The sequence below is a fragment of the Micromonospora sp. CPCC 205554 genome (assembly GCF_036902745.1).
Lineage (GTDB): Bacteria > Actinomycetota > Actinomycetes > Mycobacteriales > Micromonosporaceae > Micromonospora > Micromonospora tulbaghiae.
This window is the reverse complement of the sequence record NZ_JBAKHP010000014.1, coordinates 45,603-61,244: the sequence shown is the minus strand read 5'-3', so window position 1 is coordinate 61,244 and position 15,642 is coordinate 45,603. Positions and strand designations below refer to the sequence as shown.

General features: G+C 73.9%; 14 protein-coding genes. 5 read left to right on the top strand and 9 right to left on the bottom strand.

Going from position 1 to position 15,642, the window contains the following annotated elements; genetic code table 11:
• On the bottom strand, window positions 1-1,467 hold a 1,467-nt coding region (locus tag V6U82_RS19235), incomplete at its 3' end, for a hypothetical protein (RefSeq protein WP_334463069.1).
• A gap of 266 nt (window positions 1,468-1,733) precedes the next feature.
• On the bottom strand, window positions 1,734-3,209 hold the full coding sequence (locus V6U82_RS19230; RefSeq protein WP_121686017.1) for an aminopeptidase P family protein: 1,476 nt from the start codon (window positions 3,207-3,209) through the stop codon (window positions 1,734-1,736).
• A 113-nt stretch (window positions 3,210-3,322) separates the two neighbouring features.
• Here V6U82_RS19230 and asnB point away from each other — a divergent pair, with 113 nt between their 5' ends.
• Complete coding sequence (asnB, locus tag V6U82_RS19225; protein WP_334463067.1) at window positions 3,323-5,284, top strand: asparagine synthase (glutamine-hydrolyzing); 1,962 nt, start codon at window positions 3,323-3,325, stop codon at window positions 5,282-5,284.
• Window positions 5,285-5,344: 60 nt separating this feature from the next.
• On the opposite strand, the gene V6U82_RS19220 is transcribed toward asnB, so the two are convergent.
• A complete protein-coding gene (locus tag V6U82_RS19220; RefSeq protein WP_334463080.1) occupies window positions 5,345-6,481 on the bottom strand; it encodes a lytic polysaccharide monooxygenase auxiliary activity family 9 protein in 1,137 nt (378 codons plus the stop codon).
• A 328-nt stretch (window positions 6,482-6,809) separates the two neighbouring features.
• Between V6U82_RS19220 and V6U82_RS19215 the strand changes: the two genes are divergently transcribed.
• Window positions 6,810-7,739 carry a carbohydrate kinase family protein gene (locus V6U82_RS19215; protein ID WP_334463065.1) on the top strand — a complete coding sequence of 310 codons (930 nt, stop codon included), beginning with the start codon at window positions 6,810-6,812 and terminating at the stop codon, window positions 7,737-7,739.
• Between the two features lie 16 nt (window positions 7,740-7,755).
• Here V6U82_RS19215 and V6U82_RS19210 read toward each other — a convergent pair whose 3' ends face one another.
• Complete coding sequence (locus V6U82_RS19210; RefSeq protein WP_334463063.1) at window positions 7,756-8,982, bottom strand: multidrug effflux MFS transporter; 1,227 nt, start codon at window positions 8,980-8,982, stop codon at window positions 7,756-7,758.
• Between the two features lie 82 nt (window positions 8,983-9,064).
• On the opposite strand from V6U82_RS19210, the gene V6U82_RS19205 reads away from it, so the two are divergent.
• Both V6U82_RS19205 and V6U82_RS19200 read left to right on the top strand, forming a co-directional pair.
• The gene (locus V6U82_RS19205) at window positions 9,065-9,574 is read left to right on the top strand and encodes a MarR family winged helix-turn-helix transcriptional regulator (RefSeq protein ID WP_334463061.1); all 510 of its coding nucleotides are present in this window, start codon (window positions 9,065-9,067) and stop codon (window positions 9,572-9,574) included.
• A gap of 7 nt (window positions 9,575-9,581) precedes the next feature.
• Window positions 9,582-10,484: an aminoglycoside phosphotransferase family protein gene (locus V6U82_RS19200; protein WP_334463059.1), complete on the top strand. Its 903-nt coding sequence runs from the start codon at window positions 9,582-9,584 to the stop codon at window positions 10,482-10,484.
• 13 nt (window positions 10,485-10,497) lie between these two features.
• Here V6U82_RS19200 and V6U82_RS19195 read toward each other — a convergent pair whose 3' ends face one another.
• Together V6U82_RS19195 and V6U82_RS19190 are read right to left on the bottom strand one after the other, a co-directional pair.
• Window positions 10,498-11,325 carry an MBL fold metallo-hydrolase gene (locus tag V6U82_RS19195; RefSeq protein WP_334463057.1) on the bottom strand — a complete coding sequence of 276 codons (828 nt, stop codon included), beginning with the start codon at window positions 11,323-11,325 and terminating at the stop codon, window positions 10,498-10,500.
• Window positions 11,322-11,726 (bottom strand): thioesterase family protein, encoded by a 405-nt coding sequence (locus V6U82_RS19190; RefSeq protein ID WP_128139129.1) that lies wholly within the window; start codon window positions 11,724-11,726, stop codon window positions 11,322-11,324. The genes V6U82_RS19195 and V6U82_RS19190 overlap by 4 nt, the downstream gene beginning before the upstream one ends.
• Window positions 11,727-11,841: 115 nt before the next feature.
• On the opposite strand from V6U82_RS19190, the gene V6U82_RS19185 reads away from it, so the two are divergent.
• Window positions 11,842-12,912 carry a phosphatase PAP2 family protein gene (locus tag V6U82_RS19185; RefSeq protein ID WP_334463054.1) on the top strand — a complete coding sequence of 357 codons (1,071 nt, stop codon included), beginning with the start codon at window positions 11,842-11,844 and terminating at the stop codon, window positions 12,910-12,912.
• Window positions 12,913-12,926: 14 nt separating this feature from the next.
• Here V6U82_RS19185 and V6U82_RS19180 read toward each other — a convergent pair whose 3' ends face one another.
• The 3 genes from V6U82_RS19180 to V6U82_RS19170 form a co-directional block, all read right to left on the bottom strand.
• A complete protein-coding gene (locus tag V6U82_RS19180) occupies window positions 12,927-14,285 on the bottom strand; it encodes a PH domain-containing protein (RefSeq protein WP_334463078.1) in 1,359 nt (452 codons plus the stop codon).
• 350 nt (window positions 14,286-14,635) lie between these two features.
• Complete coding sequence (locus V6U82_RS19175) at window positions 14,636-15,163, bottom strand: PH domain-containing protein (protein ID WP_334463051.1); 528 nt, start codon at window positions 15,161-15,163, stop codon at window positions 14,636-14,638.
• A 73-nt stretch (window positions 15,164-15,236) separates the two neighbouring features.
• Window positions 15,237-15,446 (bottom strand): hypothetical protein, encoded by a 210-nt coding sequence (locus tag V6U82_RS19170; protein WP_018788370.1) that lies wholly within the window; start codon window positions 15,444-15,446, stop codon window positions 15,237-15,239.
• Window positions 15,447-15,642: the final 196 nt, after the last annotated feature.

Here is a 15,642-nt window from a genome sequence, read left to right as displayed (position 1 = left end):
GCGGGCGAGGAAGCCGTCCTCGATCTTGATGAGCCACTCGCCGTTGTAGATACCACCGCCGAACCGGCCGGCCGTGTTGTCCACCACGGCGCTGTCGGCGATCGTGGCGCTCCCCGCGAGGCCGTCCTTCTCGGCGCCGTTGCCGGCCCAGTCCCGCCCGCCGGTCGTCACCACGCCGCCGCCGTCGCCGTCGGCGTGGTTGCCCGCCACGTGGACCTTCTCCAGCAGCAGGTCGGTGTTCTCGGCGTAGACGCCACCGCCGTTCTCGCAGGCGACGTTGCCGCCGATCGCGGTGAACGAGACGGTGACCCAGCCGCCGCTGCTGAACAGGCCGCCACCGTTGCGACCCGCCCGGTTGTGGCTCAGCGTGCTCAGCGAGGCGTCCTTGCCCTCGTACGCCCCGATGATCTCGACGGTGCCCGCGTGGTGCTTGCCGTGCTCGCCCTTGTCGGCCTTCGCGGCCGAGGCCGGGTCGACCGGCCCGTCGTGGTGCTCACCGCTGCCGTTGGCGATGCCGCCGCCGTTGCCGCCGGCGGTGTTGTCGTCGACGTGGGTCTGCTCGACCTTGAGGATGCCCTCGTTGTAGACGCCGCCGCCGTCGCCCTGGGCGTGGTTGTCGACGACCTTGCTCTCCTTGAGCCAGGTGCGGCCGTAGTTGGCGATGGCGCCGCCGTCGCCCTCGGCGCTGTTGTCGACCAGCTTCACGCTGTGCAGGTGCGCGCTGCCGCCGCGTTCGACCAGGAGCGCGCCGCCGTCACCCTCGAACCGCTTGTCGTCGTCCTTGCCGTCCGGTCCGGCCGCCTTCGGTACCGACGGCCCCGGGTACTTGAACTCGTTGGCGTTGCCTCCCTTGACGGTGAGGTCCTTGAGGGTGAGGTCGCCGCCGTCGACGACGCGGAAGATGCGGAAGGTGTCTTCGGCGTCGCGCTTGATGGTGGAGTTGTTGCCCTTGATGGTGACGTCCTGCTTGATCTCGGGCAGGGCGGAGCCGAACTTGCGGTCCTTGACGCCGAGTTCGTAGGTGCAGTTCTCGGCGAGCTTCAGGGTGCCGCCGTGGTCGCGGTTGGCCAGTTCGAGTGCGTCGACCAGGGCGTCGTCGTCGCAGGGGACCTCGCGGGTCTTGCCGTGGTCGTCCTTGCCGTCCTTGCCCCACTCGCCGCGGTCGCGGCCTTCCTGGCCACGGTCCTTGCCGTCCTTGCCGTACCCGTCCTCGCCCTTCTCGCCGTCCTTCCCGCCGTCGGCGCGGGAGTCGTCACTGGCGTTCTGCGGCGCTGCGGCGTGGTTCTCCGCCACCGGTTCGGTGCCGGACTTGTCGTCGCGGGCGGCGAGACCGCCGAGCGCCGCCAGACCGACGACGCCGGTCAGCCCGGCTACGCCGGTGGCGACCCAGAGCGCCCGCCGCCTGCTCGTCCGCGGCGGGGGCGTCATCGGAGCGCCGCCGTCGGGTGTCGTTACGTCGTTCGACATGAGAGCCCTTTCGGTTCTTCCCAAACGGGTCGCACCGCCCCAGGCCGGGCGACCAGCTACAAACCGGTTGTAGCCTCTGATCAGCACCGTATGAGAAGGTTCCTCGCGAGGAAGACGTATCCGAAAAAAGCCCGCATTCCTCCCACGATCGGCAGTCGGTGACCAACCACGTGAGCGAACCGGAACGGCCCAGACGGCGGCGGGCCCCGCCACCTGCCTGGAGAGGCGCGGTGGTGGGGCCCGCCGGAGATCGCGGCCCGCGGCGATCAGCCGGGCAGGCGGGGGCCCGCCTCACGCTGCTCGGCCAGCCAGGTCTCCACCTCGGCGGAGGCGCGCGGCAGCCCGGCCGACAGGTTCACCGGGCCGTCGGCGGTGACCAGGATGTCGTCCTCGATCCGCACGCCGACGCCCCGCAGCTCCTCCGGGACCAGCTCGTCCTCCGGCTGGAAGTAGAGCCCCGGCTCGACGGTGAGCACGTACCCCTCGCCGAGCGGCCCCTCGCGGTAGGTCTCCTTGCGCGCGTTGGCGCAGTCGTGCACGTCGATGCCGAGCATGTGGCTGGTGCCGTGCAGCGTCCACCGCCGGTAGACGGTGGAGGCCGGGTCCATCGCCTCGTCCACACTCACCGGCAGCAGCCCGAGATCCTTCAGCGCCTCGGCCAGCACCCGCATCGAGGCCAGATGCACGTCCCGGAACGCCACGCCGGGCCGGCACATCTCGATGCCGGCCTGCTGCGCGGCGTACACCGCGTCGTAGACCTGACGCTGCAACGGCGTGAACCGGCCGTCGACCGGGAACACCCGGGTCACGTCGGCGGTGTAGAGGTTGCGGTTCTCCACGCCCATGTCCATCAGCAGCAGCTCACCCGGACGGGTGGCGCCGTGGTTGTGCACCCAGTGCAGGATCGTGGCGTGCTCGCCGGCCCCGACGATCGAGCCGTAGCCGACGTCGTTGCCGTCGTGCCGGGCGCGCAGCGCGAAGACGCCCTCCAGCAGCCGCTCGGAGACCCCGCGGTCGGCCGGCAGCGCCCGCGCCACGTCCTCGAAGCCGCGCACCGTGGCGTCGCACGCCTCCTGGAGCTGCGCGATCTCCCACTCGTCCTTGACCAGCTTCAGCTCGGAGATCGCGATCGCCAGCTCCCGGTCGCGGCCGGGCTGCCCCTCGGCGCGCGCGCCGTCGTAGGGACGCACGGCCGCGTCCACGCGGGCGTCGAAACCGCGAAGCACACGGGTACGCCCCGGCGCCAGCTCGGCCAGCGCCGCGTCCAGCTCGCTCAGGTCGGCCGTCGGCAGGCCCAGCTCGGTGGACTTCTCCCGCAGCGTCGGCCGGCGGCCCACCCACAGCTCACCGTGCCGGCTGCGGAAGAACTCGTCGGTCGCCCGGGACGACCGGGGACGCATGAACAGCGTGGGCTCGCCGCCCGGCCGCAGCACGAGGACGCTGTCCGGCTCCAGGTCGCCGGTCAGGTACGCGAAGTCGCTGCCCGGCCGGAACCGGTGGTCGGTGTCGTTGGCGCGTACCTTCTCGTTGCCGGTGGGGATGACCAGCGTCTCGCCCGGGAAGGCCTCGGCCAGCGCGGCCCGCCGCTTGGCGTGGTTGGGCACCTCCGGGCGCGGGGTGACCGGCAGCTCGGTGTCCCGCCAGCCCTGCCGCATGAACGACAGGAACGCCTCCGGGAAATCCGGGTCGTGCGACTCCGTGCCGTCCGCCGCCTTGCCCTGCCGGGTCCGCTCCTCGGCCATGATCCGCCCCTCCCTGAGCCTCGTCGCTGGTCCCGACGGTACCGCGCGCACGACAGCGGGAGGTGCCTGCGGTGCCGCGACGGTGGCTTCCGGCGCGTGGAAAGATGGCGGCCATGTGCGGACTCCTGGCCTTCTTCAGCGCGCGCGGCGACGCCGCCGCCCACCGCGACAACATCGCCGGCGCACTGGAGTGCCTGCACCACCGCGGCCCGGACGAGACAGGGGTCGAGGTGGTCGGCGACGCGTCCGGCCGGTACGCGGACGGCGTGTTCGCGCACAAGCGCCTGGCGATCATCGACGTGGCGCTGAGCCACGAGCCCCTGCCCTACGCGGGCGGGCGCTACCTGCTCACCTTCAACGGCGAGATCTACAACTACATCGAGCTGCGCGACGAGCTGATCCGCGACTACGGCGCCCAGTTCGCCACCAACGGCGACGGCGAGGTGATCGTCGCCGGCTACCACTACTGGGGTGAGCAGGTGCTCACCAAGCTGCGCGGCATGTTCGCGTTCGTGATCTGGGACCGGCAGGAGCGGCGGGCCTTCGGCGCGCGGGACTACTTCGGGATCAAGCCGCTGCACTACCTCCAGACGCAGGACGGCCTCTACCTCGCCTCGGAGAAGAAGGCGCTGCTGCCGTTCGCGCACTCGGCGTACCAGGGCGACGCGGGCATCGACACCGCGAACCTGAGCCACTACCTGACCCTCCAGTACGTGCCGGAGCCGGGCACGCTGCACAAGGGGATCAGCCGGATCGGGTCGGGGGAGTACCTGACCTGGACCCCGGGTGGCCGGATCGAGGTGCGCCGCTGGTACCGCCCGGTGTTCCGCCCGGCCCCGGTCTCCGACGAGCAGCGGCTGTACCACGACATCCGGGAGACGCTGCGCGAGAGCGTCCGGATGCACATGCGCTCGGACGTGCCGGTGGGCTCGTTCCTGTCCAGCGGCATCGACTCGACCGCCGTGGTGGCGCTGGCCCGCGAGTTCAACCCGAACATCCTCACCTTCACCGTCGGCTACGACGTGCCGGGCTACTCCGAGATCGACGTGGCCCAGGACTCGGCCCGGCACCTCGACGTGACCACGATCCCCACCAAGATCGGGCCGCAGGACATGATCGAGGCGCTGCCGAAGATCGTCTGGCACCTGGACGACCCGGTCGCCGACCCGGCGCTGGTGCCGCTGTACTTCGTGGCGAAGAAGGCCGCCGAGCACGTCACTGTGGTGCTGTCCGGTGAGGGCGCGGACGAGTTCTTCGGCGGTTACACGATCTACCGGGAGCCGTTGTCGCTCAACGCGGTCAACAGCCTGCCCGACGGCGTGCAGAAGGGCCTGCGCGCGGTGTCCAAGGCGATCCCGCAGGGCGTCAAGGGCAAGAGCTTCCTGGAGCGCGGCACCACCCCGATCGAGGAGCGCTACTACGGCAACGCCCGGATGTTCACCGAGGAGGAGAAGCAGCACCTGCTGCGCCGCTACGACCCCTCGGTGCGTTACACCGACGTGACCGCGCCGATCTACGCCGAGTGCACCGAGCTGGACGACGTCACCAAGATGCAGTACGTCGACCTCTACACCTGGCTGCGCGGCGACATCCTGGTCAAGGCCGACCGGATCTCGATGGCGCACTCGCTGGAGGTGCGGGTGCCGTTCCTGGACCGGGAGGTGTTCAACGTCGCCGCCGGCATCCCGGTCGACCTGAAGCTGCCGCCCCGTTCCGAGGCCACCAAGTACGCGATGCGCCAGGCCCTCCAGGGCGTCGTGCCGCCGGCCATCGTCAACCGCAAGAAGCTGGGCTTCCCGACGCCGACCCGGGTCTGGCTGCGCGGCGAGATGTACGAGTGGGCGCGGCACGTGCTGTCCACCTCGGGCGCGGGTGACCTGATCGACCTGTCGTACGCGATGCGCCTGCTGGACGAGCACAAGCGGGAGGAGGCCGACCACTCCCGCAAGGTGTGGACCGTGCTGATCTTCTGCATCTGGCACGCCATCTTCGTGGCCAAGACGCTCGACCCGGGCATCCAGCGCAACCAGTCGGCGCTGCTCACCAAGCCGGTCGTCGGCAGCATGGTCCGCTGACCCGAGCATGACGAGGAAGGGCCCCCGGGATGTTCCCCGGGGGCCCTTCTCCGTGCGGGATCAGCGACCGGTGCAGGTGACGGTCGGCAGGGTGTTGGTGCCGGAGTAGTTCGCGGTGAAGCCGAACGTGGTGGTGCCCTCCGGCGGGACGCTGCCGTTGTAGGCGGCGTTGGAGACGCTCACCGACGCCCCGCTGCCGCTCAACGTGCCGTTCCACACCTGGTTGATGGTCTGGCCGCTGGGCCAGGTCCAGTTCGCGGTCCACCCGGTGTACGTCCGGGTGCTGTGGTTCATGATCGTCACTTCGCCCTGGAAGCCGCCACCCCAGGCGCTGACCACCTTGTACACCGCCATGCAGGAGCCGGCCGGCATGGTCGGGCTGGTCGTCACCGGCGGAGGTGAGGTCGGCGGCGCGGTCGTCGGGGGCGCGGTGGTCGGGGGCGCGGTGGTCGGCGGCGCGGTCGTCGGGGGGTTGCTGCCGCCCGAGCCGATCCCGGTCACCTCGCCGTTGCCGCCGTCGAACGTCACGTCCGAGCAGCCGAAGAAGTTCTCCTGGCTGTCCGAGCGGACCCAGCGCGAGTAGATGATGTGCCGGCCGCTCTTGTTCGACGGCAGGTTGCCGCTGAAGTAGTAGTGGCCGTCGTTGGTGCCCACCGCGCCGCGCTGCGGCGGGTTGGTCACCTGCAGGAACGGCTGCTCCTCCAGGTCGCTCCAGGCCAGCGGCCGGTTCGGGCTCCAGCTGTCCTTGGTCACGTAGAAGTAGAACGTGCCCGGGTGGTGGGCCCAGTTGCTGTACCGGAACTCGATCGACCGGCCTGCCGTCAGGTGGGTGATCGGCCAGTCGTTGCGCGCCGCGTCGTACCCGCTGAAGCCGGGGTTGCCGCCGCTGCACAGCTTGCCGTCGGGGATGAACCCGACGGTCCGCCCGCCGGCGTCGGAGCGCAGCACGCTGAACCAGTTGTACAGCGAGTTCGCCCCGCTCGCGGCCACCGCCAACGAGCAGGCGGGGTTGTTCGGCCGGATCTCACCGGTTCCGGTGAGGCCGTCCTTCCAGCACAGGTAGGTGCGGGCGCCCGGCGTCATGGCCGCGCCGTGCGCGGCCGCCGGTCCGGAGTTGGTGGCCAGGGCGAACGCGCCCAGGGCCAGGGTGGCGGCCGCGGTGAGCAACGCGGCCGTACGGGATCGGTGCACGGGGATCTCCTGACTCGCGGAGCGTGGCCCGGTTCGGCCCGCCCCGCTGCGACGAGCGGATGCGACGATCGCGGTGCCCGCGCCCGGTCGGCGTGCGGCCGGGGCCGTCGGCGGGCGCGCACCGCCTGCGGTCCGTTGCCACGGACCGTGGATGCCCTCGCGTCGGCTCGACCCGGCGGCCGGCGACGCGGCAGCCCCCCGCGTCGTCACCCGGCACCGCCATCCCACCACGTCGGGGCGCGGCCCGCAATAGGTGCTGCTCGATGTCCGGGTCGCGGCGCGCGGCGACCCCGGCATGCGCCAGGATCGGGGGAGGACGACGAGGGGAGCCAGGATGGGTTACGCGGTGGTGCTCGGCGAGGCGCTCGTGGATCTGCTGGAAGCCGCACACGACGGGGAGCCCGTCTACCGGCAGGCGATCGGCGGCGGGCCGCTCAACGTGGCGGTGGCGGTCGCCCGGCTCGGCGGGGACGCGCGGTTCGTCGGGTCACTCGGCGACGACGCGCTGGCCGGGCGGATCCGCGCCTTCCTCACCGGCGCCGGGGTGGACGTGAGCGGGACGGTGACGGTGCCGGCGCCGACCGCGCTCGCGGTGGCCACGTTCGCCGGCCCCGAGCCCGACTTCCGCTTCTACGGCGAGCCCCGCTCGTACGCGCTGCTCGGCCCGGACGACCTGGACGTGGCGCTGATCGAGGGCGCGGACGTGCTCTACTGCGGCTCGATCGTGCTGCTCGAGCCGCCGGTGCTGGCCGCCGCCCGCCGCGCCTGGTCGATCGCCGGCGGGCTGCGCGTGTTCGACCCGAACGTCCGGCCCAGCCTGCTCACCGCGCCGGACGCGCTCGACCGTCTGCGCGCGGTGGTCGCCGAGTTCGCCGCCGCCGCGCATCTGGTCAAGCTCAGCGCCGCCGACGCGCGGGTGCTCTACCCGCACGAGCCGGTCGCGGGCGTGGCCGCGTACCTGCGGGAACTGGGCGCGAGCACCGTCGTGGTCACGCTCGGCGCGGACGGCGCCCTGGTCGCCGCCGCCGACGACGTGGTACGTGTACCCGCGCCGAAGGTGGACGCGGTGGATGCGACAGGGGCGGGCGACTCGGTCATGGGCGCGCTGGTGGCGGACCTGCTGGCCGACGGTGAGCCGGACGACCCGGCCGGCTGGCGGGAACGGGTCGCGTTCGCGCTGCGGGTGGCGGCTGTGGTGTGCGAGTCCTCGGGCGGCGCCACCGCCATGCCCACCCGCGCCCGGGTGGCCGCCCGCTTCCCGTGACCCGTCCGCCCCGCGATCAGGGGCGGGAGCGGGCCATCGTCAGGACGGCGGTCAGCGACAGGATCGCGGCGCCGGCCAGCACCACCGCCATCGGCAGCGCACTGCCCTCGCCGCCGAGCCCGGCCAGCGGGGCGGCCAGCGCGCCCACGACCGACTGGATGCCACCCATCAGCGCGGCGGCGGTGCCCGCGTGCCGGGCGTGCGCGTCCAGCGCCAGCGCGGTGCTGTTCGGCATCACCATGCCGAGCGAGCCGACGAAGGCGAACAGCGCCACCGCCGTCACGGCCAGGCTGCCGGCCAGCGCGCCGGTCAGCACCCCGGCCGCCGTGACCAGGCCGGCCACGAGCGTGGTGACCAGCAGCCGGCGCGGCGTGAACCGGTCGAGCAGCCGGGCGTTCGCCTGCCCGACCGCGACCAGGGCGAGCGCGTTGACGCCGAAGACGACGCTGAACACCGCCGCGGAGACGCCGAAGACGTCCTGGAACACGAACGACGACCCGGAGATGTACGCGAACAGCCCGGCGAACGCGAAGCCCTGGGTCAGCGCGTACCCGAGGTAGACCCGGTCGGCGAGCAGCGACCGCATGGTCCGGACGGTGCCCCCCAGACCGCCGGTGCTGCGGCGCCCGGGCGGCAGCGTCTCCGGCAGGCGCAGCGCGACCGCGACGGCGAGCACCGCCCCGATGACGGCGAGCGCGACGAAGACCGCCCGCCACGAGCCGAACCGCAGCACCAGACTGCCCACGCCCGGCGCCGCCACCGGCGCCACGCCGAAGACCAGGGTGAGCCGGGAGAAGTACTTCGCGGCGTCCCGTCCGGAGTAGAGGTCGCGGACCACCGCGCGGGCGACCACCACGCCCATGCCGCCGGCGACGCCCTGGGCGAACCGCGCGGCGGCCAGCAGCGGGGCGTTCGGCGCCGCGGCGCACGCCAGCGCCAGCACCGTGTACGCGACCACGCCGACCAGCACCGGACGGCGGCGCCCCCAGCGGTCGCTGAGCGGACCGGTGACGAGCTGGCCCAGGGCGAGGCCGATCAGACAGGTGGTCAGCGAGAGCTGGATGCCGGCCTGGTCGGCGCCGAGATCGCGGGTCATGGCCGGGAACGCCGGCAGGTACATGTCCAGCGACAACGGGCCGATCGCGGTGAGCGTGCCGAGCAGCACCAGCAGCGTCACGCCGCCGGTGGAGGCGGCGGTGCGGTCGGCGGCCGGGCGCGCGGCGGTCGGCGCGGCGTTGCTCACGAGTGGGTACCCCCTGGATCGGTGCGTCCGGGGTACCTTACATCTGTAGTCAGAACTATTGCGATGTGAGGCGGGTGACCCCGTGGCGACGAACGAGCAGGTCGCGCGGTTCGGCGCGGCCCTGGGGGAGCTGCACCGGCTCCTGCGCCGGCGGACCGGGGCGCGCGTGGGACGAGACCCGCTGCCCGAGGCGCAGGTGGAGGTGCTCCTGCTGGTCCGGGAGACGCCGGGCATCAGCGGCAAGGAGGTGGCCGGGCGCCTCTGCACCGCGCCCAACACGGTGAGCACGCTGGTCCGCGACCTCACCGACGCCGGGCTGCTGGCCCGTGACCGCGACCCCGTCGACCGCCGTGTGGTCCGGCTGCACGTCACCGACGCCGCCCGGGAGCGGATGGCCCACTACGAGGCCCACCGCGCGGCGTTGCTCGCCGGCGCCCTGGCCGAGCTGGACCCGCCGGCACGGGCGGCGATCCTGGCCGCCGCCCCGCACCTCGACGCGCTGCGGGACGCGCTGCGGGGTTCCGCCCGGCCGGAACCACCCGGACGGGCCCCCGGAAACCCGGTGGCCGCCGGGCCGCCCCGCCCCGCATGATCACCGGATGGCGCTGCACCAGGACGAGATACCCGTCGACGAGGAGATCGTCCGGGCGCTGCTGACCGAGCAGCGCCCGGAGTGGGCCGCCCTGCCGCTCACGCCCGCGGGCGCCGGGACCGACAACACGATGTACCGGCTCGGCACCGACCTGCTCGTCCGGCTGCCGCGGACCGCGGAGAAGGCCGGCGCCCTGCGCAAGGAACAGCGGTGGCTGCCCCGGCTCGCACCGCTGCTGCCGTACCGGGTGCCCGAACCGGTGTACGCCGGCGTCCCGGCCGACGCCTTCCCGCTGCCGTGGTCGGTGCAACGGTGGATACCGGGCGACGAGGTCCGGCCCGGCACCGTCGGCGACTGGGCCGCGCTCGGCGCCGACCTGGCCGTGTTCGTCCGGCGCCTGCACGCGGCCGACCTGCTCGGCGCGACCCGCGCGGGCGACCTGAGCGGATACCGCGGCGGCAGCCTCCACCCCTGCGACAGCTGGATCTCGGCGGCTCTCGACGACTGCCGGAGCCGGATCGGCGACGAGACGGACGTCGACACCCTCGTCCGGCTGTGGCGGGACGCCCTCACCCTGCCCGAACCCGCCGGCCCGCACGTCTGGCTGCACGGCGACCTCAAGCCCACCAACCTGCTCGTGCACGACGGGCGGCTGCGGGCGGTCATCGACTTCGGCGGCCTGACCGTCGGGCACCCCGACGCCGAACACGCGCCGATCTGGGACCTCCCGCCGCCGGCCCGGCACGCCTACCGGGAGGCGCTCGGCGTGAACGACGTGACCTGGGCGCGGGCCCGCGCCTGGGCGCTCGGGGTGGCGGCCAGCGGCGTCTCCTACTACTGGGACACGTTCCCGGCGTTCGTCGCCGAGTGCCGCAACCGCCTCCGCGAGATCCTGGCCGACGCCGGATGAGCCCGGCCACCGGTCAGGCCGTGCCGTCCAGCTCCGCGTAGCCGCGGCGAGCGGCGATCAGGCCCGGCCGGGCGCCGAACGGCGACTCGGCCGCCACCCGCTCCGGCGGGGCGCTGCCGGTGTGCCCGGCGCGGATCAGCCACGCCTGCCGCGCGAGCTGCGCGTGCTGCTCGCGGACGAAGTCCACGCCGACCGGCTCACCGTGGCCGGGCACCACCACCGTCGCGGGCGTGGTCATCCGCAGCAGGTCGGCCACCGCGTCCGGCCACTTCAGGGGGTACGACTCCTCGAACGCCGGTGGCCCGCTCTGCTCCACCAGGTCGCCCGCGACCAGCACGTCCGCGTCCGGCACGTGCACCACCAGGTCGGCGTCGGTGTGCCCGTGCCCGGGATGGCGCAGCACCACCCGCCGGCCGCCCACGTCGAGCACCGTCTCCTCGTGCACCTCGTGCGTCGGCGGTCGCAGCTCGGTGTGCGCCAGCTCCTCGGCCAGCGCCGGATGCCCGGCGCGCATCTCCTCGTACGCGGCGCGGCGCACAGCGCCGGACCGGTCCCGCAGCGCCGCCGCGGCCTGGACCTGCGCGTAGATCGCGGTCTCCGGCCCGGCCAGCGTGGCGTTGCCGAAGCAGTGGTCGAAATGGTGGTGCGTGTTCACGATCGTCCACGGGTACGGCGTGACCGCCCGCGCCGCCTCCGCCAGCTCCCGGGCCTGCCCGGCGGTGGAGAGCGTGTCGACGAGCAGCGCCGCGCCGTCACCGACCACCAGCACGACGTTCACCGCGAGCACCGGCTCACGCAGCACGTGCACCCCGGCGGCGACCTCGGAGAAACCGGCGGTCATGACGGGCCGAGGGCCCGCTCGACGAAACGCTGCCGGTCGACCAGCGCCCGCTCGACGCGCCCCTGGGCCGCCACGGTGGGCCCGTCGGTGACTGTCACGTCGAAGACGAGCCGCTTGCCGTCGACCTTGACCAGTTCGGCGTGGGCCGCGACGGTACGCCCCACCGGGGTGGCCGCGCGGTGCTCCAGCTCCACCCGTACACCGACCGTGGTGGACCCGGACGGCATCCGGGTCGCGGTGGCGGCCACCGTCGCCGCCTCGGCCAGCGCCAGCACCCGGGGTGTGCCGAGCACCGGCACGTCCCCGGAGCCGACCGCCTGCGCGGTGTCGGCGTCGGTCACTGTCAGCTCGACCCGGGCGGTCAGGCCCGGCGTGAAGGGCGACTCCGGCTGCTCCTGCATGCGGCCGAGCCTAGTGCAGCCGACCCGTGGCCGTCCGGCGTCCGAGCCGCCGCCGGCCCGGTCGGCACCGCCCGCCCGCAGGCCCGCCGGTCGCCCGCCGTTAACCTTGTCCGCGATGGCCGAGCTGACCCAATCTCCGACCCCCGCCCCCGACGCGACCACCGAGTCGCCCGACGGTGGGCGCCGCCGTGTGATCGCGATGACCGTCTGGGGCGTCGCCTTCGTCGTCGCCTGGCTCGCCATCGGCCTGCCCACCGACCCGGCGTACGCGTTCCTGTGGATCTGGGCCGGCACGGTCGCGTGGAACTCGGCCCGCCCGTGGCGCAGCCACCTGCGGTTCGCCCGGGACTGGATCCCGGTGGTGCTGCTGCTCGCCGCGTACAACCTGTCCCGGGGGTTCGCCGACAACGGCGCCACCCCGCACGCCATGGAGCTGATCGTCGCCGACCGCTTCCTCACCGGGTGGCTCACCGGCGGCGAGGTGCCGACGATCTGGCTCCAGGAGCGCCTGTACGACGCGTCCGAGGTGCGCTGGTGGGACGTGCTGGTGAGCTGGATCTACTTCTCGCACTTCGTGGCGACGTTCGCCGCCGCCGCCGTGCTGTGGATGCGGAACCGGCGGCGCTGGATCGCGTACATGTCCCGCTGGGGCTTCCTGTGCGCGGCCGGACTGGTCACCTACTTCGCCTACCCGGCCGCGCCGCCGTGGTGGGCGGCGCAGAACGGCCTGCTGACCGAGGTCGCGCGGATCTCCACCCGGGGCTGGAAGGAGATCGGCATGCACGGCGCGGGCAACCTGCTCAACGCCGGGCAGATCGCCTCCAACCCGGTGGCCGCGATGCCGTCGCTGCACACCGCGTTCGCGCTGTTCGTGGTGCTGTTCTTCATGCGGTCGGTGCGCAAGCGCTGGTGGCCGCTGATGCTCGCGTACCCGCTGGCCATGACGTTCACGCTGATGTACAGCGGCGAGCACTACCTGATCGACGTGCTGGTCGGCTGGGCGTACGTGGGCATGACGTTCCTGGTGGTCGGCCTGGCCGAGCGCTGGTGGGCGGCCCGGCGGGCCCGGCGAGCCGGCGAGCCCGCTGTCGCCGCCGGCGCCCCGCCCGCCGACGACGACACCGCTGCCGACACCCCGGACCGGGTGGCCGGCGACCGGGACGCGGTGCCCGCCGAACGCCGGTAGACCGCCGGCGCGGGTCAGCGGTCGCTGTCGGTACGGCGGGCGGTGCGCGACCGCTCGGTCAGCTCCGCGGCCAGCTCCCACGCGTCGGCCAGATCCCGGTCGACGGCCGCCGCCCCGGCCCCACCGGCCGTGTCCGCGTGCACGGTGGCCAGCCGCAGCAGCCGCTGCACCGGACCGCGGGTGACGCGCACGCTCTGGATCCGGGCGTACGGCACCAGCGTCAACTGCCGGGTCAGCAGCCCGGAGCGGGCCACGAAGACCTGCTCGTCGAGGCCCGCGCCGACCACCTTGCGGCTCAGCGGGCGCAGCCACCGGGCCCGCGACGGGGGCGGCGTGGCGGGCAGCGCGTCCAGCCGTACGCCGGGCAGCACCTCCGCCACGACCATCGCACCGGTGCCCGCGTCGCCGACCGGCAGCAGCCGGTCCGGGCGGTTGCGGTCGTCCGGCTCACCGGCCGAGTAGCCGGCCACCTCCAGCCGCAGCCGCAGCCACCCCTTCATCCGCCAGAGCAGCGGCCAGGTCGCCCGTACCGTCTGCACCCGGTGCAGCGGCACGGTCTGCATCCGCGTCTCCAGCAGCCCGTTGTGCACGCGCAGCGTGCCGTCGTCCCGGTCGAGCCGGAAGCTCCAGTCGTCGAGCACCCGGCGGATCGGTTGCAGCACCACGCCGGCCATCGCGGTGAGCGTGCTGGCCACCGCGATGAACGACCACGAGCCCTCGGAGAGGAACTGGGCGCCGACGAACACCAGGCCCAGCGGCAGCAGGAACGCCTGCGGCGTGAGCAACTGGCTGATCAGCAGGTCCTGGTTGCGGACGGCGTGCAGCCGGCGCCCCTCCGGCGCGGGCGGCGCGCCCGGCTCGGCCACCGGAGCCGGCGCCGGGGCGGATCGACCGGCCACCGCGAGCAGCCGCTGCCGCAGCGCGGTGGCCTCGGCCACGCTGAGGTACGCCAGCGGCGCCTCCGTCTTGCCCCCGCCGACCACCTCCAGCCGCAGCTCGGCCAGGCCGGTGAGCTGGGCCAGCAGGGGCCGGACCACCTCCACCGCCTGCAACCGCTCCAGCGGGATGGCCCGGGTACGCCGCCACAGCAGGCCCTCGTACACCCGCAGCTCGCGGCCCACCAGGTGGTAGCCGGTGTTCCACCAGCTCACCACCGACAGCACCGTGGCACCGAGCACGAAGACGGTGACCAGCACCGCGAACCAGCCGAACCCGACCCGCGACAGCGTCGACCAGGAGAGCCCGGCGATCACCACGACCAGCGACTTCGCGCCGTGCAGCGCCGGGCTGAGCGGGTGCAGCCGCTGCCGGGGCTCCTCGCCACCGGCGGGCGGCCCGGCGGCCGGACCCCACGGTCCCGGGTACGGCGGCAGCGGCGCGGGCCACGGACCGGGCGCCGCGTCGGGACCGGGCGGCGGCCCGTATCCGGGCGCCGTCGAGCCGGGCGGTCCATAGCCGGGTGGCGGTGCATGTCCGGACGGCGGTGCGTGTCCGGACGGCGGTCCGTGTCCGGGCGGCGGTCCGGGGAGGGGCGGTGGCCCGTAGCCGGGAGATGGCCCGTATCCGGGCGGCGCCGCGGGTGGGCCGTAACCCGGCGCCGGCGGCCACGGATACCCGTTGGCCGGCTGCCCCGGCGCGGGCGGGCCGGGCGGCGCGGGCGGGCCGGGGTTCGGATCGGGCCGGTCGTCGTGGGGCGGCGGGGCGCCGGAGTCGCTCCGATCGCTCACAGGCCCTCCGCCCGGTCCTCGCCCAGCGCGGTGAGCCGGTCGCGCAGCCGGGACGCCTCGGCCGGACGCAGCCCGGGCACGCGGGCGTCGCTCGCGGCGGCCGCCGTGTGCAACTGCACGGTGGCGAGGTCGAAGGCGCGCTCCAGCGGACCCGCGCTCACATCGACGAACTGCATCCGCGAGTACGGCACGATGGACAGCCGCCGCACCAGCAGGCCGTGCCGCACGAGCAGATCGTCCTCGCGCTCGGCGTACCCCCAGGCGCGGACGGCGCGCACGATGGTGATCGACCGCCAGACGCCCAGCAGCAGTGCCCCGCCGACGGCGGCGCCGAGCAGCCAGTGCCCGGCCAGCGCCCAGGCCACGCCGAGCACCACGAACGCCACCGCCAGCCCGATGCCGAGCCGGATCAGCTCCACCCAGATCAGGTCGCGCGAGATCGGCTGCCAGCGGACCGTGTCCGGCCAGGGCTCCAACGCGCTGCGCGAGGCGGGCGGGACGCCGGCCGTGCCGTCACCGCTCACCGGGAGGACCTGCCGTGCTCGCCGCCGGTACGGGCTCGGATCATCTGCTCGCTCACGCTTCGAGCGTAGGCGATCAGGGAAGCGGGACCACCTCGCGGAGGAAGCCCCGTGCGTCGAGGAAGTCACCGAGGGAGCCCCGGTGGTCCGGGCAGGCCAGCCAGGTCTTGCGCCGGTCCGGCGCGTGCAGGCGGGGATTGTGCCAGCGGAGCTGGTAGGCGGCGGGTGCGCGACACCCCCGCGCCGAGCAGATCAGCGTCTCGTCCGGGGTGGTGGGAGTCGTCACCGGGGCGAGTCTAGAGGCCGCACGCCGGGAGTTTTAGCGCCGGGCGGCCACGGGGGGAGCCGCCCGGCGACGGGGTGAATCGTACACACGGCGGACCCCTTGTTGTCCACCCGTGTTCAGCGTTTCCCGCGCGGCGGGACGGCGGGCCGGACGGCGCGGCGAAAATCGTGCCTCTCCCACCCTCGGCTCTCAGCGA